At 72.5% G+C, this 18,891-nt stretch carries 20 protein-coding genes and 4 riboswitches; of the genes, 8 read left to right on the top strand and 12 right to left on the bottom strand.

The genetic code is table 11. The features are described 5' to 3' along the window. Positions 1-8 precede the first annotated feature (8 nt). Positions 9-716: a M24 family metallopeptidase gene (locus LO772_RS34005; RefSeq protein WP_231775882.1), complete on the bottom strand. Its 708-nt coding sequence runs from the start codon at positions 714-716 to the stop codon at positions 9-11. A gap of 102 nt (positions 717-818) precedes the next feature. Here LO772_RS34005 and LO772_RS34000 point away from each other — a divergent pair, with 102 nt between their 5' ends. Next, positions 819-1,151, top strand: coding sequence for a glyoxalase superfamily protein (locus LO772_RS34000; protein WP_231775881.1), 333 nt, complete (start codon positions 819-821; stop codon positions 1,149-1,151). Positions 1,152-1,211: 60 nt separating this feature from the next. Here LO772_RS34000 and LO772_RS33995 read toward each other — a convergent pair whose 3' ends face one another. The 3 genes from LO772_RS33995 to LO772_RS33985 form a co-directional block, all read right to left on the bottom strand. Beyond that, the gene (locus tag LO772_RS33995) at positions 1,212-1,571 is read right to left on the bottom strand and encodes a gamma-glutamylcyclotransferase family protein (protein WP_231775880.1); all 360 of its coding nucleotides are present in this window, start codon (positions 1,569-1,571) and stop codon (positions 1,212-1,214) included. A gap of 203 nt (positions 1,572-1,774) precedes the next feature. Then, the gene (locus tag LO772_RS33990) at positions 1,775-2,332 is read right to left on the bottom strand and encodes a PH domain-containing protein (protein WP_231775879.1); all 558 of its coding nucleotides are present in this window, start codon (positions 2,330-2,332) and stop codon (positions 1,775-1,777) included. Between the two features lie 132 nt (positions 2,333-2,464). Then, positions 2,465-2,716 carry a hypothetical protein gene (locus LO772_RS33985; protein ID WP_231775878.1) on the bottom strand — a complete coding sequence of 84 codons (252 nt, stop codon included), beginning with the start codon at positions 2,714-2,716 and terminating at the stop codon, positions 2,465-2,467. 239 nt (positions 2,717-2,955) lie between these two features. Here LO772_RS33985 and LO772_RS33980 point away from each other — a divergent pair, with 239 nt between their 5' ends. The 5 genes from LO772_RS33980 to LO772_RS33960 all read left to right on the top strand — a co-directional run bounded on the left by LO772_RS33980 (position 2,956) and on the right by LO772_RS33960 (position 7,517). Further along, complete coding sequence (locus LO772_RS33980; RefSeq protein WP_231775877.1) at positions 2,956-4,113, top strand: PP2C family protein-serine/threonine phosphatase; 1,158 nt, start codon at positions 2,956-2,958, stop codon at positions 4,111-4,113. A 480-nt stretch (positions 4,114-4,593) separates the two neighbouring features. Continuing rightward, positions 4,594-4,908 carry a carboxymuconolactone decarboxylase family protein gene (locus LO772_RS33975; protein WP_231775876.1) on the top strand — a complete coding sequence of 105 codons (315 nt, stop codon included), beginning with the start codon at positions 4,594-4,596 and terminating at the stop codon, positions 4,906-4,908. A 228-nt stretch (positions 4,909-5,136) separates the two neighbouring features. Next, positions 5,137-5,556: a DUF7144 family membrane protein gene (locus LO772_RS33970; RefSeq protein WP_231775875.1), complete on the top strand. Its 420-nt coding sequence runs from the start codon at positions 5,137-5,139 to the stop codon at positions 5,554-5,556. A gap of 56 nt (positions 5,557-5,612) precedes the next feature. Continuing rightward, positions 5,613-6,632, top strand: coding sequence for a zinc-dependent alcohol dehydrogenase family protein (locus LO772_RS33965; protein ID WP_443089346.1), 1,020 nt, complete (start codon positions 5,613-5,615; stop codon positions 6,630-6,632). A gap of 276 nt (positions 6,633-6,908) precedes the next feature. After that, positions 6,909-7,517 (top strand): hypothetical protein, encoded by a 609-nt coding sequence (locus tag LO772_RS33960; protein ID WP_231775874.1) that lies wholly within the window; start codon positions 6,909-6,911, stop codon positions 7,515-7,517. A gap of 128 nt (positions 7,518-7,645) precedes the next feature. On the opposite strand, the gene LO772_RS33955 is transcribed toward LO772_RS33960, so the two are convergent. The 5 genes from LO772_RS33955 to LO772_RS33935 are packed head-to-tail and all read right to left on the bottom strand — an operon-like array spanning position 7,646 to position 13,056. Further along, positions 7,646-8,440 (bottom strand): enoyl-CoA hydratase, encoded by a 795-nt coding sequence (locus LO772_RS33955; RefSeq protein ID WP_231775873.1) that lies wholly within the window; start codon positions 8,438-8,440, stop codon positions 7,646-7,648. Continuing rightward, on the bottom strand, positions 8,437-9,333 hold the full coding sequence (gene mmsB / locus LO772_RS33950) for a 3-hydroxyisobutyrate dehydrogenase (RefSeq protein WP_231775872.1): 897 nt from the start codon (positions 9,331-9,333) through the stop codon (positions 8,437-8,439). Before mmsB ends, LO772_RS33955 begins: the two co-directional genes overlap by 4 nt. Continuing rightward, positions 9,330-10,406: an enoyl-CoA hydratase/isomerase family protein gene (locus LO772_RS33945; protein ID WP_231775871.1), complete on the bottom strand. Its 1,077-nt coding sequence runs from the start codon at positions 10,404-10,406 to the stop codon at positions 9,330-9,332. Before LO772_RS33945 ends, mmsB begins: the two co-directional genes overlap by 4 nt. Continuing rightward, positions 10,403-11,551, bottom strand: a complete 1,149-nt coding sequence (locus tag LO772_RS33940) for an acyl-CoA dehydrogenase family protein (protein ID WP_231775870.1) — start codon at positions 11,549-11,551, stop codon at positions 10,403-10,405. The genes LO772_RS33945 and LO772_RS33940 overlap by 4 nt, the downstream gene beginning before the upstream one ends. A gap of 5 nt (positions 11,552-11,556) precedes the next feature. Next, on the bottom strand, positions 11,557-13,056 hold the full coding sequence (locus tag LO772_RS33935; protein WP_231775869.1) for a CoA-acylating methylmalonate-semialdehyde dehydrogenase: 1,500 nt from the start codon (positions 13,054-13,056) through the stop codon (positions 11,557-11,559). Between the two features lie 208 nt (positions 13,057-13,264). After that, positions 13,265-13,452: riboswitch (cobalamin riboswitch) on the bottom strand. A gap of 107 nt (positions 13,453-13,559) precedes the next feature. After that, positions 13,560-13,690, top strand: a riboswitch (cobalamin riboswitch). Between the two features lie 105 nt (positions 13,691-13,795). Between LO772_RS33935 and LO772_RS36010 the strand changes: the two genes are divergently transcribed. Beyond that, positions 13,796-13,921, top strand: coding sequence for a hypothetical protein (locus LO772_RS36010; protein ID WP_269453133.1), 126 nt, complete (start codon positions 13,796-13,798; stop codon positions 13,919-13,921). A 6-nt stretch (positions 13,922-13,927) separates the two neighbouring features. After that, the gene (locus LO772_RS33930) at positions 13,928-14,092 is read left to right on the top strand and encodes a hypothetical protein (protein ID WP_231775868.1); all 165 of its coding nucleotides are present in this window, start codon (positions 13,928-13,930) and stop codon (positions 14,090-14,092) included. Here the strand turns inward: LO772_RS33930 and LO772_RS33925 are convergent. The 3 genes from LO772_RS33925 to LO772_RS33915 form a co-directional block, all read right to left on the bottom strand. Beyond that, positions 14,082-14,471, bottom strand: a complete 390-nt coding sequence (locus tag LO772_RS33925; protein WP_231775867.1) for a hypothetical protein — start codon at positions 14,469-14,471, stop codon at positions 14,082-14,084. The genes LO772_RS33930 and LO772_RS33925 overlap by 11 nt on opposite strands. Positions 14,472-14,530: 59 nt before the next feature. Next, positions 14,531-14,675, bottom strand: a riboswitch (cobalamin riboswitch). Positions 14,676-14,915: 240 nt separating this feature from the next. Then, a complete protein-coding gene (metE, locus tag LO772_RS33920; RefSeq protein ID WP_231775866.1) occupies positions 14,916-17,240 on the bottom strand; it encodes a 5-methyltetrahydropteroyltriglutamate--homocysteine S-methyltransferase in 2,325 nt (774 codons plus the stop codon). A gap of 164 nt (positions 17,241-17,404) precedes the next feature. After that, positions 17,405-17,624, bottom strand: a riboswitch (cobalamin riboswitch). Positions 17,625-17,738: 114 nt separating this feature from the next. Beyond that, the gene (locus tag LO772_RS33915; protein ID WP_231775865.1) at positions 17,739-18,881 is read right to left on the bottom strand and encodes a bifunctional 2-methylcitrate synthase/citrate synthase; all 1,143 of its coding nucleotides are present in this window, start codon (positions 18,879-18,881) and stop codon (positions 17,739-17,741) included. Positions 18,882-18,891 lie beyond the last annotated feature (10 nt).

Below are 18,891 nucleotides of genomic sequence, written 5' to 3'. Positions count from 1 at the left end.
GGGCCCGGTCACGCCAGGTCCAGCAGTTGTTCGTGGAATCCTCCGAATCCGCGGTCGGCGTCGACCAGGTGGAGTTCCAGGATCCAGTGGCACGCCCGGCCCGCCCGGTCGGTGCGGCGCAGCGGGGCGTCGTTGTCGGGGGTGATGTAGGACGCGGTCTTGGCGCCGTCGATGCTCTCGTGCGGGAACTCGCCGACGAGGTGGCCCGTGTGCCAGGTGCCGATGGTCCAGCCGGCGTCCGCGGCCAGGCGCTCGACCTCGGCGTACAAGCGCTTCCCGGTGATGTCCGGGTCGGCGGCGAAGGCGGCGCGGCCCGCGTCGAAGACGCGGGACAGGTCGCGCACGAGCCGGTGCTTGTCGGGGTCGTCGCCGAAGACGTAGGTGCGGCCGAAGTCGGCCTCGTAGGCGGAGAAGATCGGGCCGAAGTCGGCGAAGGCGATGTCGTCCTCGCCGATGACGCGGTCCGGCGGGTTCTCGCGGTACGGGGCGAGCGTGTTGGGCCCGGACCGGATGATCCGCTTGTGCCAGTACTTGGTGACGCCGAACATCTCGTGGGCGAGATCCCGGACCCGGTCGCTCGCCTCGCGCTCCCCGACGCCCGGTGCGACCAGGCCCCGCGCGGCGATTTCGTCGAACAGGGCCAGCGCTTTGTCCTGGGCCGCGACGAGTCGAGCGGCGCGCTCCGCCTCGTCGGGCGCGGGCGGGTCCACCGGCATGACGCGTTCCTCTCGCTTGCCTTCGACTCGGCGTCGTCCCCGCAACCCTAATGCCGCTTCGGGTGGCGCCCGGCCCTCGGGTGGTCTGCGACGATGGGCCATATGGACGAGGAAGTCATCCCCATTCTTCACGTCGCGGACGCCGCGTCGGCGGTGCGGTGGTACGAACGGCTGGGATTCACACGGCAGTCGGAGCACCGCTTCGCGCCGGGGCTTCCCGCGTTCGTCGAAGTCGCCCGGGGCGCGGTGCGTTTGTTCCTGTCGGAGCACGAGGGCGACGCACGCCCCGACACGTTGCTGTACCTCCGCGTCCGCGATGTCGACGCTCTCGCCGCGGAGTTCGGCGTGCGGGTGGACGAGGCGCCGTGGGCGCGTGAGATCGAACTCCGCGACCCCGACGGGAATCGGCTTCGGATCGGCACGCCGGCGACCTGAACGCCCGAGCGCCGGGCGGGGCCGGAAGCCCGGCGGACCGGCGGAAGCGGGGGCGCGGTGTCACAGGTGCTCGTGCCGACCGGCCGCCTCGACGTAGACCCACGCTGTGGCCCCGGACCGCAACGCGCATCGGCCGCGCGTGTAGTCGTCGACCTCGTAGGCGTCCGCGGCCTCCAACTCCCGGGCCGTGAGCGTGAATACGGTTCCCGGTACGGAGTCCGCCGGGTCGCCGGTGTGTACCGCGACGGGATGCTCGGCACTGCCGCTGTCGGCGATCACCGACGGCTCGGTGATCGCGACCGTCTCCAGCCGGAAGCCCACAAGCGCGTCCTGACGCCCGGTCAGCTCACGCCCGAAGCGGGCGAGTTGCACGCCGGGCTGACGCAGCGTCCCGTAGGAGAACAGCAGTTCATCGGACACGGTGGCTCCTCGGATCAGTGCCGGTTCCCACCGCGCATTATCCGGGAGAACCCCGCGATCCCCTCGCTCGGCCCGGGCCACTCCCCCGCGTCGCCGCGTGTCCGCGCTGCCAGGGGACATCCGCGCAGTGGCCCGCGACAGATCAACCGGCGCCTCCAGCCGCACGCGGTCGGCGGGGCGTGCCTTGTCGGGACTTGTGCCGGTCAATCCGCGCGTCGGGCGTGTGTGTGCCAGGCGAGGCGCAGTTCGCGGTGCAGGCGGGCGAGTTCGCGGGGAGCGTGTGCGGGGGCCTCGTGGAACACCTCGCCGTAGCGGGTGTGGTCGCCGGGCGGGATGACCTCTTCCTTGCCCTTGTCCATCGAGCCGTGCAGGAAGGACGGTATCCAGCGGGCGGTGCCGTCGTGGAGGCGGAGGGCGATGCGCCAGCGGCCCGAGTGGGATCCGCCGGTGCGCAGGGCCAGTTCGACCTCGGCGATGTCCTCCCAGGCGACGCGGCGCGTGCGGAGGAAGCCGACCACCGCGACCCCCGAGGGCCGCAGGACGACGCCCCGCACGGCGGCTCGTCCGCAGAGCAGGGCCGCGACGACCAGCAAGGCGTCATTGGCGTACTCCGTGCCGCCGGGCGCCGCCGGATCCGCGTCGAAGGAGTCGCCCGCGATGTCGTGCCAGAGCGTGATGCCCAACATCAGCAGCGCGACCCCGCACGCCGCCCACCACAGCGCGCGACGCCACCGGTGCCGCAGCGCCTGTCTGTTCCCCATGTGTCTCCCCGCGTGAATCTCCATCCCTCTTCCTGTGTGGGGGAACGATCCGTCCGTCGCGCGACTCCCGCACGGCGGTCCGTCCGCGGTCTTCCGCCCTGGGCGAGTGCCGCGGGCGGACGACGATCGTGCCTACCACGAGTACGTCCCTCCGTAGGGGGACAGGGTCTCGTCGTCGAGGTCGCCGATCCGCCAGGAGGTCTCGCTCGGTGTGGGCGACGGCGTCTCGCACTTCTGGATCTTCCCGACCATGCGGCACCCCTCGCGCAGCTTGGCAGGGCTGGACGCCGCGAAGATGACGACCGCGAGGCCGATCGCCAGGGTCAGGGCCAGGACGAACTTTCCCCCGAACGTGTCGGTCACCCGCCGCGGCTCGTATGTCATGGTCCCTCCCGTTCGCCGTCGCCCGTGGCGATCACCCTCCCGGAATCGGGTGCCGGGCACCAGGTCGGCCCCCGGCAGCGTGCGCGGTCCGGTCGTTGCCCGGGGCTCGTCCGCAAGCGCTCCGCGGGACACGGCCGCGCCGGGTGGTGACTGGTGGCCGCGGGCGGAACGCGGCAAGCTGGAATGTGCCGCCCGACCCGACGGTGAGGGCGGTGCCGCTCCCGGGACGGACGTGACCGATGAGCGTCAGGGACGTCGATGACACCAGGTGGGACCGCCTGCGCACGTGGTCCGGGCAGGTTCCGTGGGTGCCCCCGGCCCTGTTGTTGGCCGTGGGTCTGCTGATCAATCTCGCGACGCCGTCCGAGGACATCTTCACCGGGGCGTTCGCGGCGGCTCCGCTGGTCGCCGCGGCGTTGTGGAGCTTCGGCGGGACGCTGGCGACCGGAGTGGCGTCCCTGGCCGCGATGGAACTCGTGATCGCGATCGGAGATTCGCCGGCGTCCTACGCCACGGTCCTGCGGTTGACGACGATCGCTTTGGTGTCGGGGTTGTCACTCGTGGTCAACCACGCGCTGCGGCACAGTGACAAGAAGTTGGCCTCGGCGCGGCGCATCGCGGAGGCCGCGCAGCTGGCGGTGCTGCCGCCCCCGGCCGCCCGGGTCGGCGGTCTGGGCGTGGCCGCGCGGTATCAGGCGGGGCACGTGGGCGCGCGCATCGGCGGGGACCTGTACGCGGTGCAGTCGACCCCGTACGGAGTGCGCATGCTCGTCGGCGACGTCCGCGGCAAAGGGCTGCCCGCGGTGGACACCGTGACGGTGGTCCTGGGCGCGTTCCGCGAGGCCGCCGCCCGGGAGCCGGAACTCGCCGCGACCGCCACGTGGATCGAGGAGGCACTGCGGCGCGAGAAGCGCCCGGGCCCGGACCGCGAGGAGGAGTTCGTGACCGCGGTCCTGGCCGAGGTTCCGGCCGCGGCGCCGGACCGGGTCCGCGTGGTGAACCGGGGCCACCCCGCACCCTTGCTGCTGTCCCCGCACGGCCACGTCCAACCGGTGGAGCCGGGAACGTACGCGCTGCCGTTGGGTCTGAGCGAGCTGAATCCGCCGGGGCAGAGCGGCATTCGGGACGTGCGGTGGGCGCCGGGCGCGCTGCTGCTGATCCACACCGACGGCGTGACCGAGGCGCGGGACCGGGACGGGGAGTTCTACGACCCGGTCGACCGCCTCGGCGGGCGGCGCTTCCCCGACCCCGCGACCCTGCTGGACACGCTCCTCGCCGACGTGGAGGACCACACCCAGGGCCGCAACGACGACGACATGGCCCTCCTGGCCGTCTCCTACGAAACCGCGGACGCGGAGCGGCACGCCGACGGAAGCGGCCGGGACGTGCGCGTGTGAGCCGCCGAGGGCGCGGGCGCCGGCCACGGTCCGAGGTGCCGGACCTCGCACCGGGTCGGATCGTGCGGGGTGCGGGCATCGCGCCGTGGTCGGAGGCGGTCGGCGACGCCGCGCGCGGCGGGCAGTGCGGGCGGTAAGGGCGCAAACACGGCCGGTGTCGGCAGACCGGGGGCAGGCGCCCGGCGCCAGTCCGGCCGACGTGAACACGACCGTGCGCGACGCGACCGAAGCGATGCGGCGCGCGGAGGCCGGGGCGCGCACAGCGCGGTTCGCGGCGGCTTTGACACGCTCGTCTCGGTGCGCGACTCCCGTGCGATTCCCCGGCGTTCCACCGTCGGAGGCCCCGCCGCGATGGCACCGGGCGCCGTCCCGAAGTGCACTCGCCGCCGTGTCTCCCTACCGTCGAAGGGAGGGGCGTTGCGCCCTGAGCGGACGTCCGCAGTCATGGCGCGAGAGCGTCAGCTTCCCAAGGACGACACCATGACCACAGCACCCGAAACCCCCGTCATGGACACCCTCCTCGCGATGACCGCCGACTCGGTCGAGCGGTGCAATCTGTCTCCGGAAGGCCTCATCCTCACCCGCATCGCGGCACTCGTGGCGATGGACGCCCCACCGGTCTCCTACCTCGCGCACCTCAAGATCGGTGCCGAGACCGAGCTGACGCCCGAGCAGGTGCAGGACGTCCTCGTGGCCATCGCCCCCATCGTGGGCACCGCCCGTGTCATGGCCGCCTCCGGGCACATCGCCAAGGCCCTGGGATTCGCGATCGCGGCGACCGAGTCGGAGCTGTAGCCGGACCGACGCCCGGACACGGTGCGTCACCGGCACGCGACACCTCGCCGATTCGCTCGCGCGGATCGCGCGACGTCCGAAAGACCACGCGGGCTTTCGCCGGCCCCGCGTCGACGCCCGGACGGCGGCGCGGACGCCACACCACCACCCCCGGCCCCGGGACAGGGGCCGGGAAATCCCCAGGGGCGCGGGCCCGAGGCCCCGCCCCACGCCAAGGGACAGTCCGACATGACCACTCACACCAGCGGGCAGCACGTCAGCAACCGCAGGACCTCCGCCCCCGCGACCGGCTGGACCATGTTCGCCGCGTTCCTCATGATCTTCGGAGGAGCCCTGGCGATCTTCCAGGGCGCCGCCGCCATCGCGAGGAACGGCGTCTTCGTCACCACCAACTACTCGTACGAGTACAGCGTCCGCAGCTGGGGCTGGATCCACCTGATCCTCGGCATCGTCGTCGTCCTCGGCGGTTTCGCCCTGTTCCGGAACGCGTTGTGGGCGCGCATGCTCGCCGTGTTGCTGGCCGGGCTGAGCATGGTCGCCAACTTCGTCTGGCTGCCTCACTACCCGCTCTGGTCGATCATCCTGATCGCCATCGACATCATCATCATCTGGGCGGTCTGCGCCAACCCGCCGCAGCGCAGAACCTAGCGGCGCACGGCAACGCGGACGTACGCCCGACCGCGGCACGGCAAGGAGGCACACCGGTGGCCGGGAACGGGACGGAACTCGCCTGGGCCGTGGAGACGCCCGGCCCGATGGACACCCGGCCGCTTCGCCCGGTGCGGCGCGCGGTGCCTCTCCCCGGGCCGGGCGAAGTGCGGGTGCGGGTGGAGGCCTGCGGCGTCTGCCGCACCGACCTCCACCTGGCGGAGGGCGACCTCGCGCCGCACCGCCCGGGGACCGTTCCCGGGCACGAGGTCGTCGGCACCGTCGACATGACGGGCCCTTCCGCGACCCGGTTCGCGATCGGCGACCGCATCGGGATCGCGTGGCTGCGCCACACGTGCGGCACGTGCCGGTACTGCCGCGCGGGCCGCGAGAATTTGTGCCCGTACTCGGCGTACACGGGCTGGGACGCGGACGGAGGATTCGCCGGACACGCCGTGGTGCCCGAGGACTTCGCGTACGCGCTGCCCGGTGACGTCCCGGCGGAGGGCCTCGCTCCCCTGCTCTGCGCCGGCATCATCGGCTTCCGGGCGCTCCGCCGCGGCGAACTGCCTCCCGGCGGGCGGCTGGGGATCTACGGGTTCGGGGCGTCCGCGCATCTCACCGCCCAGATCGCGCTGGCACAGGGCGCCACCGTGCACGTCATGACGCGCGCCGAGTCCGCCCGACGGCTGGCCCTCACGCTGGGCGCGGCCTCGGCGCGGGACACCTACGATCCCCCGCCCGAACCCCTGGACTCGGCCATTGTCTTCGCACCGGTCGGCGACATCGTGCCGCCCGCCTTGGCGGCACTCGACCGCGGGGGCACGCTCGCGCTGGCCGGCATCCACCTGACCGACATCCCCTCTCTCGACTACCAGCGGCACCTGTTCTTCGAGCGCCAGGTCCGCAGCGTCACCGCGAACACCCGTGAGGACGGCGAGGAGTTCCTGCGCACGGCCCGCGAGATCGGCCTCAAGGCGACGGTGTCGCCCTATCCGATGGACCGGGCGGACCGCGCGCTGGCCGACCTGGCCGCCGATCGCGTACGCGGCGCGGCGGTGCTGACCACCGGGTGACGGCCGTTCCGGGAGGCAGCACACTCGGTGGCCCCGTCCCGCTTGGCGGTGCGCACCGCCGGGTGACACCGTCCCGGGAGCCACCGTGACACCAACCGGGCATTGGACCCACCCGCTCGGGACCAACTCCCCTGGGATCGCACGCCCTTCGACGGCCATGGTGGTCATGCGACGGAACGGGCCACGCCCGACGGCGCACGGGGCGATCGTCCAGCCCTGACGTCACGCCACCGGGCGGGGTGCTCGTCCGGTGGCCGCTCTCAAGGGGAAATTGTCATGGCCACGCCGCACACACCGCGTTTCACCGCGCGACTCCCGCGCCGCACGCACGCCTCCGCCGGCGCCCCGACCGACGCGCTCAGCACCGCCGCCGTGCGCGAGGCGGTGGTGGCCGGTCTGCGCATTACCCTGGGCTTCGTGTTCCTGTGGGCGTTCCTGGACAAGGCGTTCGGCCTCGGGTACGCCACGAAGGCCGGCAACGGCTGGGTCGAGGGCGGGTCGCCGACCGAGGGCTTCCTGTCGCACGTCGAGGTCGGCCCGATGGCGTCCACGTTGCGCGGTTGGGCGGGCGAGGCCTGGGCCGACTGGCTCTTCATGGCGGGGCTGCTGGGTATCGGCGCCGCGGTCGTCCTCGGCGTGGGGCTGCGGATCGCGGCGGTTTCGGGCACGGCGATGATGGCGCTGATGTGGATCGCCGAGTGGCCGCCGGCCAAGCACACCGAGTCCGGCGCGGCGACGATGTCCACCAACCCGTTCGCCGACTACCACCTGGTGTACGCCCTGGCGCTGATCGCCCTCGCGGCCGTGGCCGCGGGCAGCCGCTACGGACTCGGCGAGCGCTGGGCGGCCCTCCCCGCCGTGCGCAGGAACTCCTGGCTGCGCTAGGCGTGTCGGCGCCCCCGGAGCATGTGACGAGAGCCCGCCGCGCACGTGCGGCGGGCTCTCTTGCGGCGTTCTCGGCTCCCGGTGGTCCGGCGCGCCACCGCGGGGTGGCGTGGCCGGACGCGTTCGGGTCAGCGGTGGGTGAACGACGGGCTGCGCTTCTCGGTGAACGCGGCCATGCCCTCCTTCTGGTCGGCGGTGGCGAACGTGGCGTGGAAGACGCGGCGTTCGAAGCGGACGCCTTCGGCGAGGGTGGTCTCGAAGGCGCGGTTGACGCTTTCCTTGGCCATCATGGCGATCGGGGCGGACATGCCCGCGACGGTCCCGGCGACCGCCAGGGCCTCGTCGAGGAGGTCGGCGGCGGGGACGATCCGCGAGACCAGGCCCGCTCGTTCAGCCTCGTCGGCGTTCATCGTGCGGCCGGTGAGGCACAGTTCCATCGCCTTGGCCTTGCCGATGGCGCGCGTCAGGCGCTGGGAGCCGCCGATGCCGGGGATGACGCCGAGCTTGATCTCGGGCTGGCCGAAGACCGCGGTGTCGGCGGCGAGCAGGATGTCGCACATCATGGCGAGTTCGCAGCCGCCGCCCAGCGCGTAGCCGGAGACCGCGGCGATGGTGGGTGTGCGCAGTTCGCCGAGGCGGTCCCAGGTGGAGAACCAGTCGGCGAGGTAGACGTCCATGTAGTCGTGGGGCCGCATCTCCTTGATGTCGGCGCCGGCGGCGAACGCCTTGGCCGAGCCGGTGATCACGATGCAGCCGACGTCCGGGTCCCGGTCGAGCCCGTGGGTCGCAGCGACGACCTCCTCCATCACCTTCAGGTTGAGGGCGTTGAGGGCCTTGGGCCGGTCGAGGGTGAGCAGCGCGGTGCGTCCGCGGCGTTCGACGCGGATCGTCTCGTACGCGGTGTCGGCGGGTGGGGTACTCACGGCTGGTCTCCGCTCTGCTTCCTGATGGTGCGTACGATGCCGGAGAAGTCCTCGTCGGCTCCGGCGCCTTGGGCGTAGGCGGCATACAACTCGGCTGCACGCAGCCCGAGTTCGGCGCGTACGCCGCCCGCGGTGGCCGCGTTGGCCGCCAGCGCGAGGTCCTTCGCCATCAGCGGGGCGGCGAACCCGGGGCGGTAGTCGCGGTTGGCGGGGCTGCCGGGCACGGGGCCCGGGACGGGGCAGTTGACGGTCAGTGCCCAGCACTGGCCCGACGCGGCCGACGCGACGTCGTACAGCGCCTGGTGGGACAGTCCGAGGCTTTCGCCGAGGACGAACGCCTCGCCGACGGCGATCATCGAGATGCCGAGGATCATGTTGTTGCAGATCTTGGCGGCCTGGCCCGCGCCCGCGTCGCCGCAGTGGACGACGCGCGCGCCCATCGCGGAGAGCAGGGGCTCGGCCTCGGCGAACTCGGCGTCGCCGCCGCCGGCCATGAAGGTGAGGGTGGCCGCCTCGGCGCCGACGACGCCGCCGGAGACGGGGGCGTCCAGGGCGCGCATCCCCGCGGCGGTGGCCCGCTCGTGGGCGGTACGGGCGTCGGCGACGTCGATGGTGGAGCAGTCGACGAAGAGGGTGCCGGGGCCGGCCGCGCCGAGGATGTCCCGGTAGAGGTCCAGGACGTGGCGGCCGGTGGGCAGCATGGTGATCACCACGTCGGCGCCCTCGACCGCGTGCAACCCCGAGTCGGCGATGTCGACGCCGTGGGCGGCGGCGGCCTCCCGCGACGCGGGGGCCAGGTCGTGGCCGCGCACGTGGTGGCCTGCCGTGACCAGGTTGGCGGCCATCGGGCCGCCCATGTGTCCCAGGCCGATGAACGCGACTGTTCGGCTCATGAGGGCACCTCCTCGGTGGTGTCGGGGGCGGCGAGGCCCAGTTCGCGGTCGCCGAGCGGGGCGAAGAAGCGGGCGACGTCCGCGTCGGTGACGTCCCCGAGCGTCGGCGGCGACCAGCGGGGGTTGCGGTCCTTGTCGATGATCTGGGCGCGGACGCCCTCGACCAGGTCGGGTGCGGTGAGGCAGGCCAGCGACACGCGGTACTCCTGGTCGAGGACGCGTTCCAGCGGGCCGAGGCGCCGGGCGCGGCGCAGTGCGGCGAGGGTGACCTTGAGGGCGGTCGGCGACTTGGCGAGCAGCGTCTTCGCGGCGAGACTCGCCGCGTCGTCGCCGAAGCCGTGCAGCCGGTCGACGATCTCCTCCACGGTGTCGGCCGCGTAGCAGTAGTCGATCCACGGGCGGTGCAGGGCGAGTTCGCCGGGCGGTGCCTCGCGCGCGTACCGGGCGACGGCGTCCCACACGGGGGTGTCGGCGAGGTCTCGGAGCAGGTCGGGGAGCGCGGCGGAGGGCACGTGGTGGTCGGCCAGTCCGCACAGCAGCGCGTCGTCGGCGACGGCCTGCGTGCCGGTCAGCGCGAGATGGGTGCCGAGTTCGCCGGGCGCGCGGGCGAGAAGATACGTTCCGCCTACGTCCGGGACGAAGCCGATGCCGGTCTCCGGCATGGCGATCCGCGAGCGCTCGGTGACGACGCGGACGTCGCCGTGCGCGGAGACGCCCACGCCGCCGCCCATCACGACGCCGTCCATGACCGCGACGTACGGCTTGGGGTAGCGCGCGATCCGGGCGTTGAGCCGGTATTCGTCCCGCCAGAACGCCGCGGACGCGCTGCCGTCGCCGTCGCGGGCGTCGTCGTGGATGGCCCAGATGTCGCCGCCCGCGCACAGACCGCGCTCGCCCGCGCCGGTGAGGACGACGACCTCGACGCGGGGGTCGTTCTCCCACGCGCGCAGGGCCTCGTCGATGCGGCTCACCATGGGGTGGGTGAGTGCGTTGAGGGCCTGGGGGCGGTTGAGGGTGACGTACGCCGCGCGCCCTTCGGTGCGCAGCAGGACGGTGTCGTCGGTGCCGGTCATCCGAAGGCCTCCGTCAGGCTGCGGGCGACGATGACGCGCATGATCTCGTTGGTTCCTTCCAGGATCTGGTGGACGCGCAGGTCGCGGACGATCTTCTCGATGCCGTACTCGCTCAAGTAGCCGTAGCCGCCGTGCAGTTGCAGGGCGCGGTCGGCGACGGAGTAGCCCGTGTCGGTGGCGAACTGCTTGGCCATCGCGCACAGTTGCGGTGCCCGCGGGTGCCCGCGGTCCAGGGCCTGTGCGGCTTGCTGGACGAGGGCGCGGGCGGCGGCCAGTTCGGTCGCCATGTCGGCGAGGCGGAACCGCAACCCCTGGGCGTCGAGGAGCCGTTGCCCGAAGGCCTCGCGGTCGGCGAGGTAGGCGATGCTGCGGTCGAGTGCGCTGCGGGCGCCGCCGAGCGAGCAGGCGGCGATGCCGAGGCGACCGCCGTTGAGGCCGGTCATGGCGATGCGGAAGCCGTCGCCCTCGCTGCCGAGCAGCCGGTCGGCGGGCAGGCGTACGCCGTCGAGCACGACCTGGCGGGTGGGCTGGGCGTTCCAGCCCATCTTCTGCTCGTTGGCGCCGAACGACACCCCGGGGTCGTCCTTCTCGACGATGAACGCGGAGATCCCGCCGGGCCCGCCGGGGCCGGTGCGGGCCATGACGACGTACACCTGCGCGGAGCCCGCGCCGGAGATGAACTGCTTGACGCCGGTGAGGACATAGTGGTCGCCGTCGCGGTCCGCGCGGGTACGCAGCGCCGCGGCGTCGGAGCCCGCGCCCGGTTCGGTGAGGCAGTAGCTCGCCAGGTCGTCCATGGCGCACAGCCTCGGCAGCCGGCGTTCGCGCTGGGCCGGGTCGCCGTAGTGGTCGACCATCCAGGCGACCATGTTGTGGATGGACAGGTATCCGGCGATGGACGGGCAGCCGGAGGCAAGTGTCTCGAAGACCAGCACGCCGTCGGCCCGGGTCAGGCCGCTGCCGCCCGCGTCCTCGCGGACGTAGACGCCGCCGAGGCCGAGGCCCGCGGCCTTGCGGAGCACGTCCACGGGGAAGTGCTTGTCGCGGTCCCACGCGAGGGCGTGCGGCGCGATGTGGTCCTGCGCGAAGTCGAGCGTGGTCTCGACGAGGGCCTGTTGGTCCTCGGTGAGCAAGGTGGCGGTCACGGCGCTCACCCCATCGTCGGGATCGAGAAGCTGGCGCTTTCGCGCACGCCGGTCGGCCAGCGCGAGGTGATCGTCTTGGTGCGGGTGTAGAAGCGGATGGAGTCGGGGCCGTGCTGGTTCAGGTCGCCGAACGCGGAGCGCTTCCACCCGCCGAAGGTGTGGTAGGCGACGGGCACCGGGATGGGGACGTTGACGCCGACCATGCCGGTGTTGACGCGGCGGCCGAAGTCCCGTGCGGTGTCGCCGTCGCGGGTGTGGATGGCGACGCCGTTGCCGTACTCGTGGTCGCTGGCCAGGCGCAGCGCCTCCTCGTAGTCGGCCGCGCGCACCACCGAGACGACGGGGCCGAAGATCTCCTCGCGGTACACGCGCATGGCGGGCGTCACGTGGTCGAACAGCGACGCGCCGACGAAGTAGCCGTTCTCGTACCCGTCGACGCGCAGGTCGCGGCCGTCGACCACGAGTTCGGCGCCTTCGCGGACGCCGATGTCGAGGTAGTCGCGCACCCGGTCGAGGGCGTCGCGCCCGACCAGCGGGCCGAAGTCGGCGGCGCGGTCGTGCGAGGGGCCCACGCGCAGGGTGCCGATGCGCTCGGCCAGCTTGGTGACCAGGGCGTCGGCGGTCTCCGCGCCGACCGGGACGGCGACGGAGATCGCCATGCAGCGCTCCCCGGCCGAGCCGTACCCGGCGCCGATCAGGGCCTCGACGACCTGGTCGAGGTCGGCGTCCGGCATCACGATCAGGTGGTTCTTGGCGCCGCCGAAGCACTGCGCGCGCTTGCCGTGCGCGGTGGCGGTCGTGTAGACGTACTCGGCGATCGCCGTCGACCCGACGAAGCCCAGGGCCTGGACGCGCGGGTCGGTCAGGAGGGTGTCGACGGCGTCCTTGCCGCCGTTGACCACGTTGAGCACGCCCGGCGGCAGGCCCGCCTCCACGAAGAGTTCGGCCAGCCGCAGCGGCACCGACGGGTCGCGCTCGGACGGTTTGAGGACGAACGCGTTGCCGCAGGCGATGGCGGGGGCGATCTTCCACAGCGGGATCATCGCGGGGAAGTTGAACGGGGTGATCCCGGCGACGACGCCGAGCGGTTGCCGCAGCGAGTGCACGTCGATGCCGGTGCCCGCGTTGTCGGTGAACTCGCCCTTGAGCAGGTGCGGGATGCCGGTGGCGAACTCCACGACCTCCAGGCCGCGTTGGAGGTCTCCGTGCGCGTCGTCGATCGTCTTGCCGTGCTCCGCCGACAGCAGTTCGGCGAGCGCGTCGCGTTCCGACTCGACGAGCTGGAGGAACCGGGACAGCACCCGGGCGCGCCGCTGGGGGTTCCATTCCCCCCAGGCGCGCTGCGCCTGTGCGGCGTCGGCGATCGCCGCGCGGGTCTCGTCGGCGTCGGCGAGCGGGACGCGCGCCTGGACCTGTCCGGTGTTGGGATCGAACACGTCGCCGTGGGCGCCGGACGCGCCGGGGACGTGCTTGCCGCCGATGAAGTGGGACAACTCGCGGACCATGGACAACCTGTCTTTCGTCAGGTGCGATCCGGAGGCGGGGCGTGATCCGGCCGCGGCGATGCGCGCGACGAGGTGCGGTCGCGTGCTCGGGTGGCTCGGATCGGCCGTCGGGGGCCCTAGGGAATGCGGGCGCCGTCGACGTTCGCAGGATCATCCGGGGCGAATTCGCGTACCGGTGTCATGCGTGTTTGCTCCATCCTCGTGGACAACACGGAAAACACCCGCGGCCGGTATCCTGACTCCCGGATCGACGCGCGCCGCCCGCCTTCCCGGCTTTCGCCAGTGGCGTGTTGCCACGGCAGCGCACTCCCCGGTCACAGTGGCGGGACCGTGCCGGATTCACACCGGCTTCCCTGCACCGCGGACCTTGCCCGCACCATATAGTCGGACGTCCTAGTAAGTCCAGGAGGGCCGGCCTCCCCGGCGAGGCGTCGCCGAACTCTTGTTGGGCGTACCAACGCGCCCGTAGGATCCCCCTGGCCGCCCTCCGGGGTCGCCGGATCAACACATGAATGCGCCCGCGTACCCGGGAAAGTCGGTCGAAGTCCGACACTGACCCGCAGCCGTAGGCGGTGGCCGATCCCCAGTCGGCCGCCGCGAGTCGGAATGCCGGGACGCGGACACAATGGTTTCCGCTGTCGAGGACTGCAGCGCGGGGCCCGGACCATCCGCCGTACCGCACCCCTCGTGCGACGCCGGGCCGGAGCCGGGAAGGCAACGCGGTCCCGGAAAGGTCCCCATGTCCTGGCTCAGAGTCAGGAACACCCGTGCCGTCGTGGTCTGCGGCGCGGTGTTCACCGGTACGACGGCACACGCCACCAGCCCCTCCGCCACCGACCCCGCGAACACGGCGGCGCGGTCATGACGCGGCTTGCCTCCCCCGGACGACGCGGCCGGCTCGTGCGGTTGGTCGCCGCCCGCGAGCGAGTCACGGACCTCGTCGGTGCGCGGCACGGTCAGCAGCGCCTGGACCACCAGCGCGGTGGTGTCGGTGTCCGCGAGGCACGAGGACGCCGCGCCGGGCGTCAACCAGTAGCCGCCGGACGGGCATTGGCTCCCGAGGAGGTGGCGCACCCCCGCGTCGGGCACGCCGTCCGGGGTCCGGCGTCGACATGGGTCCGGGTAGCGCCGGGGGCCGTCTCGACCACGTAGCCGGTGACCGGATTCGGCCCGGTCGGCGCCTGCCACGACACGTCGGCGGCCCCGATCGCGGCGGACGCCGTCACTCCGGTCGGTGCGGCGGGCGGGCCGACCGGCGGCGCGGTACAGCACACTTGCGCCCAGTCCGGCGCCTGCCGGGGCTGCGGGGTCGTATCGCCGAGTTTGGTCTCGACGTAACGCCAGCCGTCCATCGCGCCGTCGGCACGGCTCCCCTCCCCCTCCCACGTACGCCGTGACAGGAGGAAGTGCCCCATGAGCCGCGACAGTTCGGCCTACCAGGGCTCTTCGCATCCGCAGTCCACGACGGATCTCGGCGAAGCGTCACCCGCCGCGGGTGATCCGACTCGCCGCCCGTCGCGATGGCACGGGCGGCCTACGGTTGCGGGACAGTGCCGGATTTCCACCGGCTTCCCCCACGGCAGGCGCAGTTCACCCGTTTCGGCGGCTCCCCACCGAACCGGGCAAGGTCACGGTGACACAACCGACCCGGCCCTGACAACGGTGTGTTTTCGGCCGACGCCCGGGCACCGCCTGCGGCTCCGGCCCTTTTCCGCCGTTTCAGGAAGTCTGCGGCACCAAAAGGTTGTTCACGGCGGCGCCCCCGCGACCCGGCACGGTTCCTCGCGGCGTCGCCGACGGATGGCCGGTGCCCGGTGGGGCGGGGCCGTCGTCCCCGTGTACGACGGCCCCGCCGTGGTTCAGGACTCGTCCGGGGGCAGGGTGGCGCGAACCTCGCGGGCGGCGGTGACGAGGTTGTCGAGGGCGTCGCGGACCTCGGGCCAGCCTCGGGTTTTCAGGCCGCAGTCGGGGTTGACCCACAGGCGTTCGGCCGGGATGGCCTCAAGTCCCTTGCGCAGCAGGGCCGCGGCCTCGGCGACGCCCGGGACGCGGGGGGAGTGGATGTCGTAGACGCCGGGCCCGGCCTCGCGCGGGTAGCCGTGGTCGGCGAGTTCGCGGGCGACCTGCATGTGGGAGCGGGCGGCCTCCAGGCTGATGACGTCGGCGTCGAGGTCGTCGATGGCCTGGACGATGTCGCCGAACTCGGCGTAGCACATGTGCGTGTGGATCTGGGTGTCCGGCCGGACGCCGGAGGTGGTGAGCCGGAACGCCTCGGTGGCCCACGCGAGGTATTCGGCGCGGTCCGCGGCCCGCAGCGGAAGGGTCTCGCGCAGTGCCGGTTCGTCGACCTGGATGACCGAAGTCCCGGCAGTCTCAAGGTCGTTCACCTCGTCGCGCAGCGCGAGGGCGACCTGGCGAGCGGTGTCGCCGAGGGGCTGGTCGTCGCGGACGAACGACCACGCGAGCATCGTGACCGGGCCGGTGAGCATGCCCTTGACCGGCTTGTCGGTCAGCGACTGCGCGAACCGGGTCCAGCGCACGGTCATCGGCTCGGGGCGGGAGATGTCGCCGGCGAGGATCGGCGGTCGCACGTAGCGGGTGCCGTAGGACTGCACCCAGCCGTGCTGGGTGGCCACGTAGCCGTCGAGTTGTTCGGCGAAGTACTGGACCATGTCGTTGCGTTCGGCCTCGCCGTGTACGAGGACGTCGATGCCGGCCTTCTCCTGGAAGGAGATGACCTCGCGGATCTCGTCCTTGATGCGCTCCTCGTACGCGGCGGCGTCGATGCGCCTCGCGCGCAACTCGGCTCGGGCGGTGCGCAGTTCGGCGGTCTGCGGGAACGAGCCGATGGTCGTGGTGGGAAGCAACGGCAGGCGCAGGTGGGCGTGTTGCGCGATGACGCGTTCGGTGTAGGACTGCGACCTGCGCGCATGGTTGTCCGTCACCGCCTCGGTGCGGGCCCGCACCGCCGGGTTGCGCGTCAGGGTCGAGACCGCGCGGGACGCCAACCTGGCCCGGTTCTCCGCCAGTTGTGCCGTGATCGCGCCGGTGCCGCGGGCGAGGCCGCACGCGAGGGTGACCACCTCCTCGGTCTTCTCCTGCGCGAAGGCCAGCCACCGGGCGACCTGCGGGTCGAGGTCGCGTTCCGCGGCGACCGCGTGCGGGACGTGCAGCAGCGAGCACGACGCGGAGACGTCGACCCGGTCGGCGAGCGCGAGCAGGATGCCCAGGGTGACGAGGGACGCCTCGTGGTCGTTGATCCAGACGTTGCGGCCGTTGACGACGCCCGCGACCAGGCGCTTGCCGGGGATCCCGCCGATGCCCGCGAGGCCGGTGAGGTTGGCGGCGCCGGCCTCGGTGAAGTCGATCGCCAGGCCTTCGACCGGCGCGGCGGCGAGCACCGGCAGTGCCTCGCCGAGGCGGCCGAAGTACGAGGCGACGAGCAGTTTCGGCCGATCGGTGGCCGCTCCCAGGTCGCGGTACGCCCGCGCGGCGGCATTCAGCTCGGCCGGCGTGCGGTCCTCGACCAGGGCGGGTTCGTCGAGTTGCACCCACGCGGCGCCCGCGGCGCGCAGGTCGGCGAGCACCTCCGCGTAGACGGGCAGCAGCCGGTCCAGCAGGGTCAGCGGCTCGAAGTCGGCGGCCACTCCCGGCGCGGGCTTGGCCAGCAGGAGGTAGGTGATGGGCCCGACGAGGACCGGGCGCGCGGTGTGTCCGAGCGCGACGGCCTCGGTGAGTTCGGCGACCTGCTTGGCGGAGTCGGCGGTGAAGACGGTGTCCGGGCCGAGTTCGGGCACCAGATAATGGTAGTTGGTGTCGAACCACTTGGTCATTTCCAGCGGCGCGACGTCGCGGGTGCCGCGCGCCATCGCGAAGTAGCCGTCGAGGGCGTCGGCTTCGACGGCCGCGCGGTGCCGCTCGGGGACGGCGCCCACCATGACGCTGGTGTCCAGCACATGGTCGTACAACGAGAAGTCACCGGACGGCACTTCGTCGATGCCGGTGTCGGCCAGCCGCCGCCAGGTGGCGCGGCGCAGTTCGGCCGCGGTCTCGTGGAGGGCGTCGGCGGTGACCGTGCCCTTCCAGTAGCCCTCGACGGCTTTCTTCAGCTCACGGTTCGGCCCCTGGCGGGGGTAGCCGAACACGGTGGCCCGTGTCGCCGCGGCTGCGGGCTGCGTTGTCATGGAACTCTCCCTCGCGAAGATGCTTCCTCTCATCCCGGAGACGGGACCGCAGGCGCGAGGGGAACGACCGACCGAACGGCCCGGCGACGATGATGAGTCACCCGTGCCGCTCGATGTGTACGCCGACCCGCCCACGAGGTCACCGGGACATCCGGGCGCGAACGGTCGCACCCGGGCAACGGGCAGGTCTTCGGACTCGCGGGCTCTCCTCGTCGTGGACGAGGCACCTACTGGCCGTCGCTTCCCAGACCCGTCCCGGGCCCAGTGCGTATGACGGCGGTCGTTCCCACTCACCGCTGCGGGGCAGCCCCGGATTCCCACCGGGTTCCCTCTTGCGACGCGCCTGCCTGGCGGACAGGGCGAACCAGTTGCACCGGACAGCCTATTCGCCTCGACACGCACCCGTGCCCGGGGTCCCACATGCCGGACAGAACGGGCGCGGAGACGCCGCGCCCGCCGGCCCCGGCGCCGGACCGGGCCGCGCGGCCCGGTGGCCGGTCATGTCAGGCGGTTGGCCGGTTGCGGGACCGGGCGTTGGACCGGGCCGGTGTAGGCGCCCAGGGGGCGGATGAGGGCGTTGGCGGCGAGTTGTTCGGTGATGTGGGCGGTCCAGCCGGTGATGCGGCTCATGACGAAGATGGGCGTGAAGGTGGGGATGTCGAAACCCATCAGGTGGTACGCGGGGCCGGTCGGGTAGTCGAGGTTGGGGTGGATCCCCTTCTCCCGGATCATGGCGTCGCGCAGCGCGGCGTAGAGCTTCATGAGGTCGTCGGCGCCCTGGGCGGCGGCGAGGCGGTCCAGGGACTCCTGCATGATCGGGACGCGGGAGTCGCCGTGCTTGTAGACGCGGTGGCCGAAGCCCATGATCTTGCGCTTGTCGGCGAACGCGCCGCGCAGCCACTCCTCGGCGCGGTCCGCGGTGCCGACCTCGGCGAGCATGTGCATGACGGCCTCGTTGGCGCCGCCGTGCAGCGGGCCCTTGAGCGCGCCGATCGCGGCGGTGACCGCGCTGTAGAGGTCGGACAGCGTCGAGGTGACGACGCGGGCGGTGAACGTCGAGGCGTTGAAGCTGTGTTCGGCGTACAGGATGAGCGACACCTCGAAGCAGCGCACCACTTCGGGTGCGGGGACCTCGCCGAAGCACATGTGGAAGAAGTTGTCCGCGTAGCCGAGCGCCGGGTCCGGCGCGAGGGGGGCGAGGCCCCGGCGGCGGCGGTGGTCGGCGGCGACGGCGGTGGGGAGTTTGGCCAGCAGGGCAAGGGACTTGGCCTGGTTGGCGGACGGCGAGTCGTCGTCCTCGCTGGGGTCCTGCGCGCCGAGGTAGCTCACGACGGTGCGCAGGACGTCCATCGGATGGCAGGTGTCGGGAAGCCGCGTCAGGATCTCCCGCGCGCCGCGGTCGAGCGGGCGCAGTGCGCGTTCGGCGGCGGTCAGGTCGTGCAGCTGTGCGGCGTTGGGGAGTTCGCCGTGCCAGAGCAGGTACGCGACCTCCTCGAAGGAGCAGTCGGCGGCGAGTTGCTGCACCGGATAGCCGCGGTAGGTCAGGGAGTTGGACTCGGCGACGACGGTGGAGATGTCGGTGGTGTCGACGACGACGCCGGCGAGGCCTTTGCGGATGTCGGGGGTGGCGGCCACGGACACGGGTGCCTCC

It is taken from the genome of Yinghuangia sp. ASG 101 (genome assembly GCF_021165735.1).
In the GTDB taxonomy this organism is placed as follows: domain Bacteria; phylum Actinomycetota; class Actinomycetes; order Streptomycetales; family Streptomycetaceae; genus Yinghuangia.
This window is presented reverse-complemented; position numbering and strand designations above follow the sequence as displayed.

Bases quoted from the DNA above. Each gene is read 5' to 3' on its own strand.
- LO772_RS33925 (WP_231775867.1), bottom strand. From the start codon at position 14,471: ATGGGGCACTTCCTCCTGTCACGGCGTACGTGGGAGGGGGAGGGGAGC.
- LO772_RS33985 (WP_231775878.1), bottom strand. From the start codon at position 2,716: ATGACATACGAGCCGCGGCGGGTGACCGACACGTTCGGGGGAAAGTTC.
- LO772_RS34000 (WP_231775881.1), top strand. From the start codon at position 819: ATGGACGAGGAAGTCATCCCCATTCTTCACGTCGCGGACGCCGCGTCG.
- LO772_RS33975 (WP_231775876.1), top strand. From the start codon at position 4,594: ATGACCACAGCACCCGAAACCCCCGTCATGGACACCCTCCTCGCGATG.
- LO772_RS33935 (WP_231775869.1), bottom strand. From the start codon at position 13,056: ATGGTCCGCGAGTTGTCCCACTTCATCGGCGGCAAGCACGTCCCCGGC.
- LO772_RS36010 (WP_269453133.1), top strand. From the start codon at position 13,796: ATGTCCTGGCTCAGAGTCAGGAACACCCGTGCCGTCGTGGTCTGCGGC.
- LO772_RS33945 (WP_231775871.1), bottom strand. From the start codon at position 10,406: ATGACCGGCACCGACGACACCGTCCTGCTGCGCACCGAAGGGCGCGCG.
- LO772_RS33970 (WP_231775875.1), top strand. From the start codon at position 5,137: ATGACCACTCACACCAGCGGGCAGCACGTCAGCAACCGCAGGACCTCC.
- mmsB (WP_231775872.1), bottom strand. From the start codon at position 9,333: ATGAGCCGAACAGTCGCGTTCATCGGCCTGGGACACATGGGCGGCCCG.
- LO772_RS33960 (WP_231775874.1), top strand. From the start codon at position 6,909: ATGGCCACGCCGCACACACCGCGTTTCACCGCGCGACTCCCGCGCCGC.
- LO772_RS34005 (WP_231775882.1), bottom strand. From the start codon at position 716: ATGCCGGTGGACCCGCCCGCGCCCGACGAGGCGGAGCGCGCCGCTCGA.
- metE (WP_231775866.1), bottom strand. From the start codon at position 17,240: ATGACAACGCAGCCCGCAGCCGCGGCGACACGGGCCACCGTGTTCGGC.
- LO772_RS33980 (WP_231775877.1), top strand. From the start codon at position 2,956: ATGAGCGTCAGGGACGTCGATGACACCAGGTGGGACCGCCTGCGCACG.
- LO772_RS33990 (WP_231775879.1), bottom strand. From the start codon at position 2,332: ATGGGGAACAGACAGGCGCTGCGGCACCGGTGGCGTCGCGCGCTGTGG.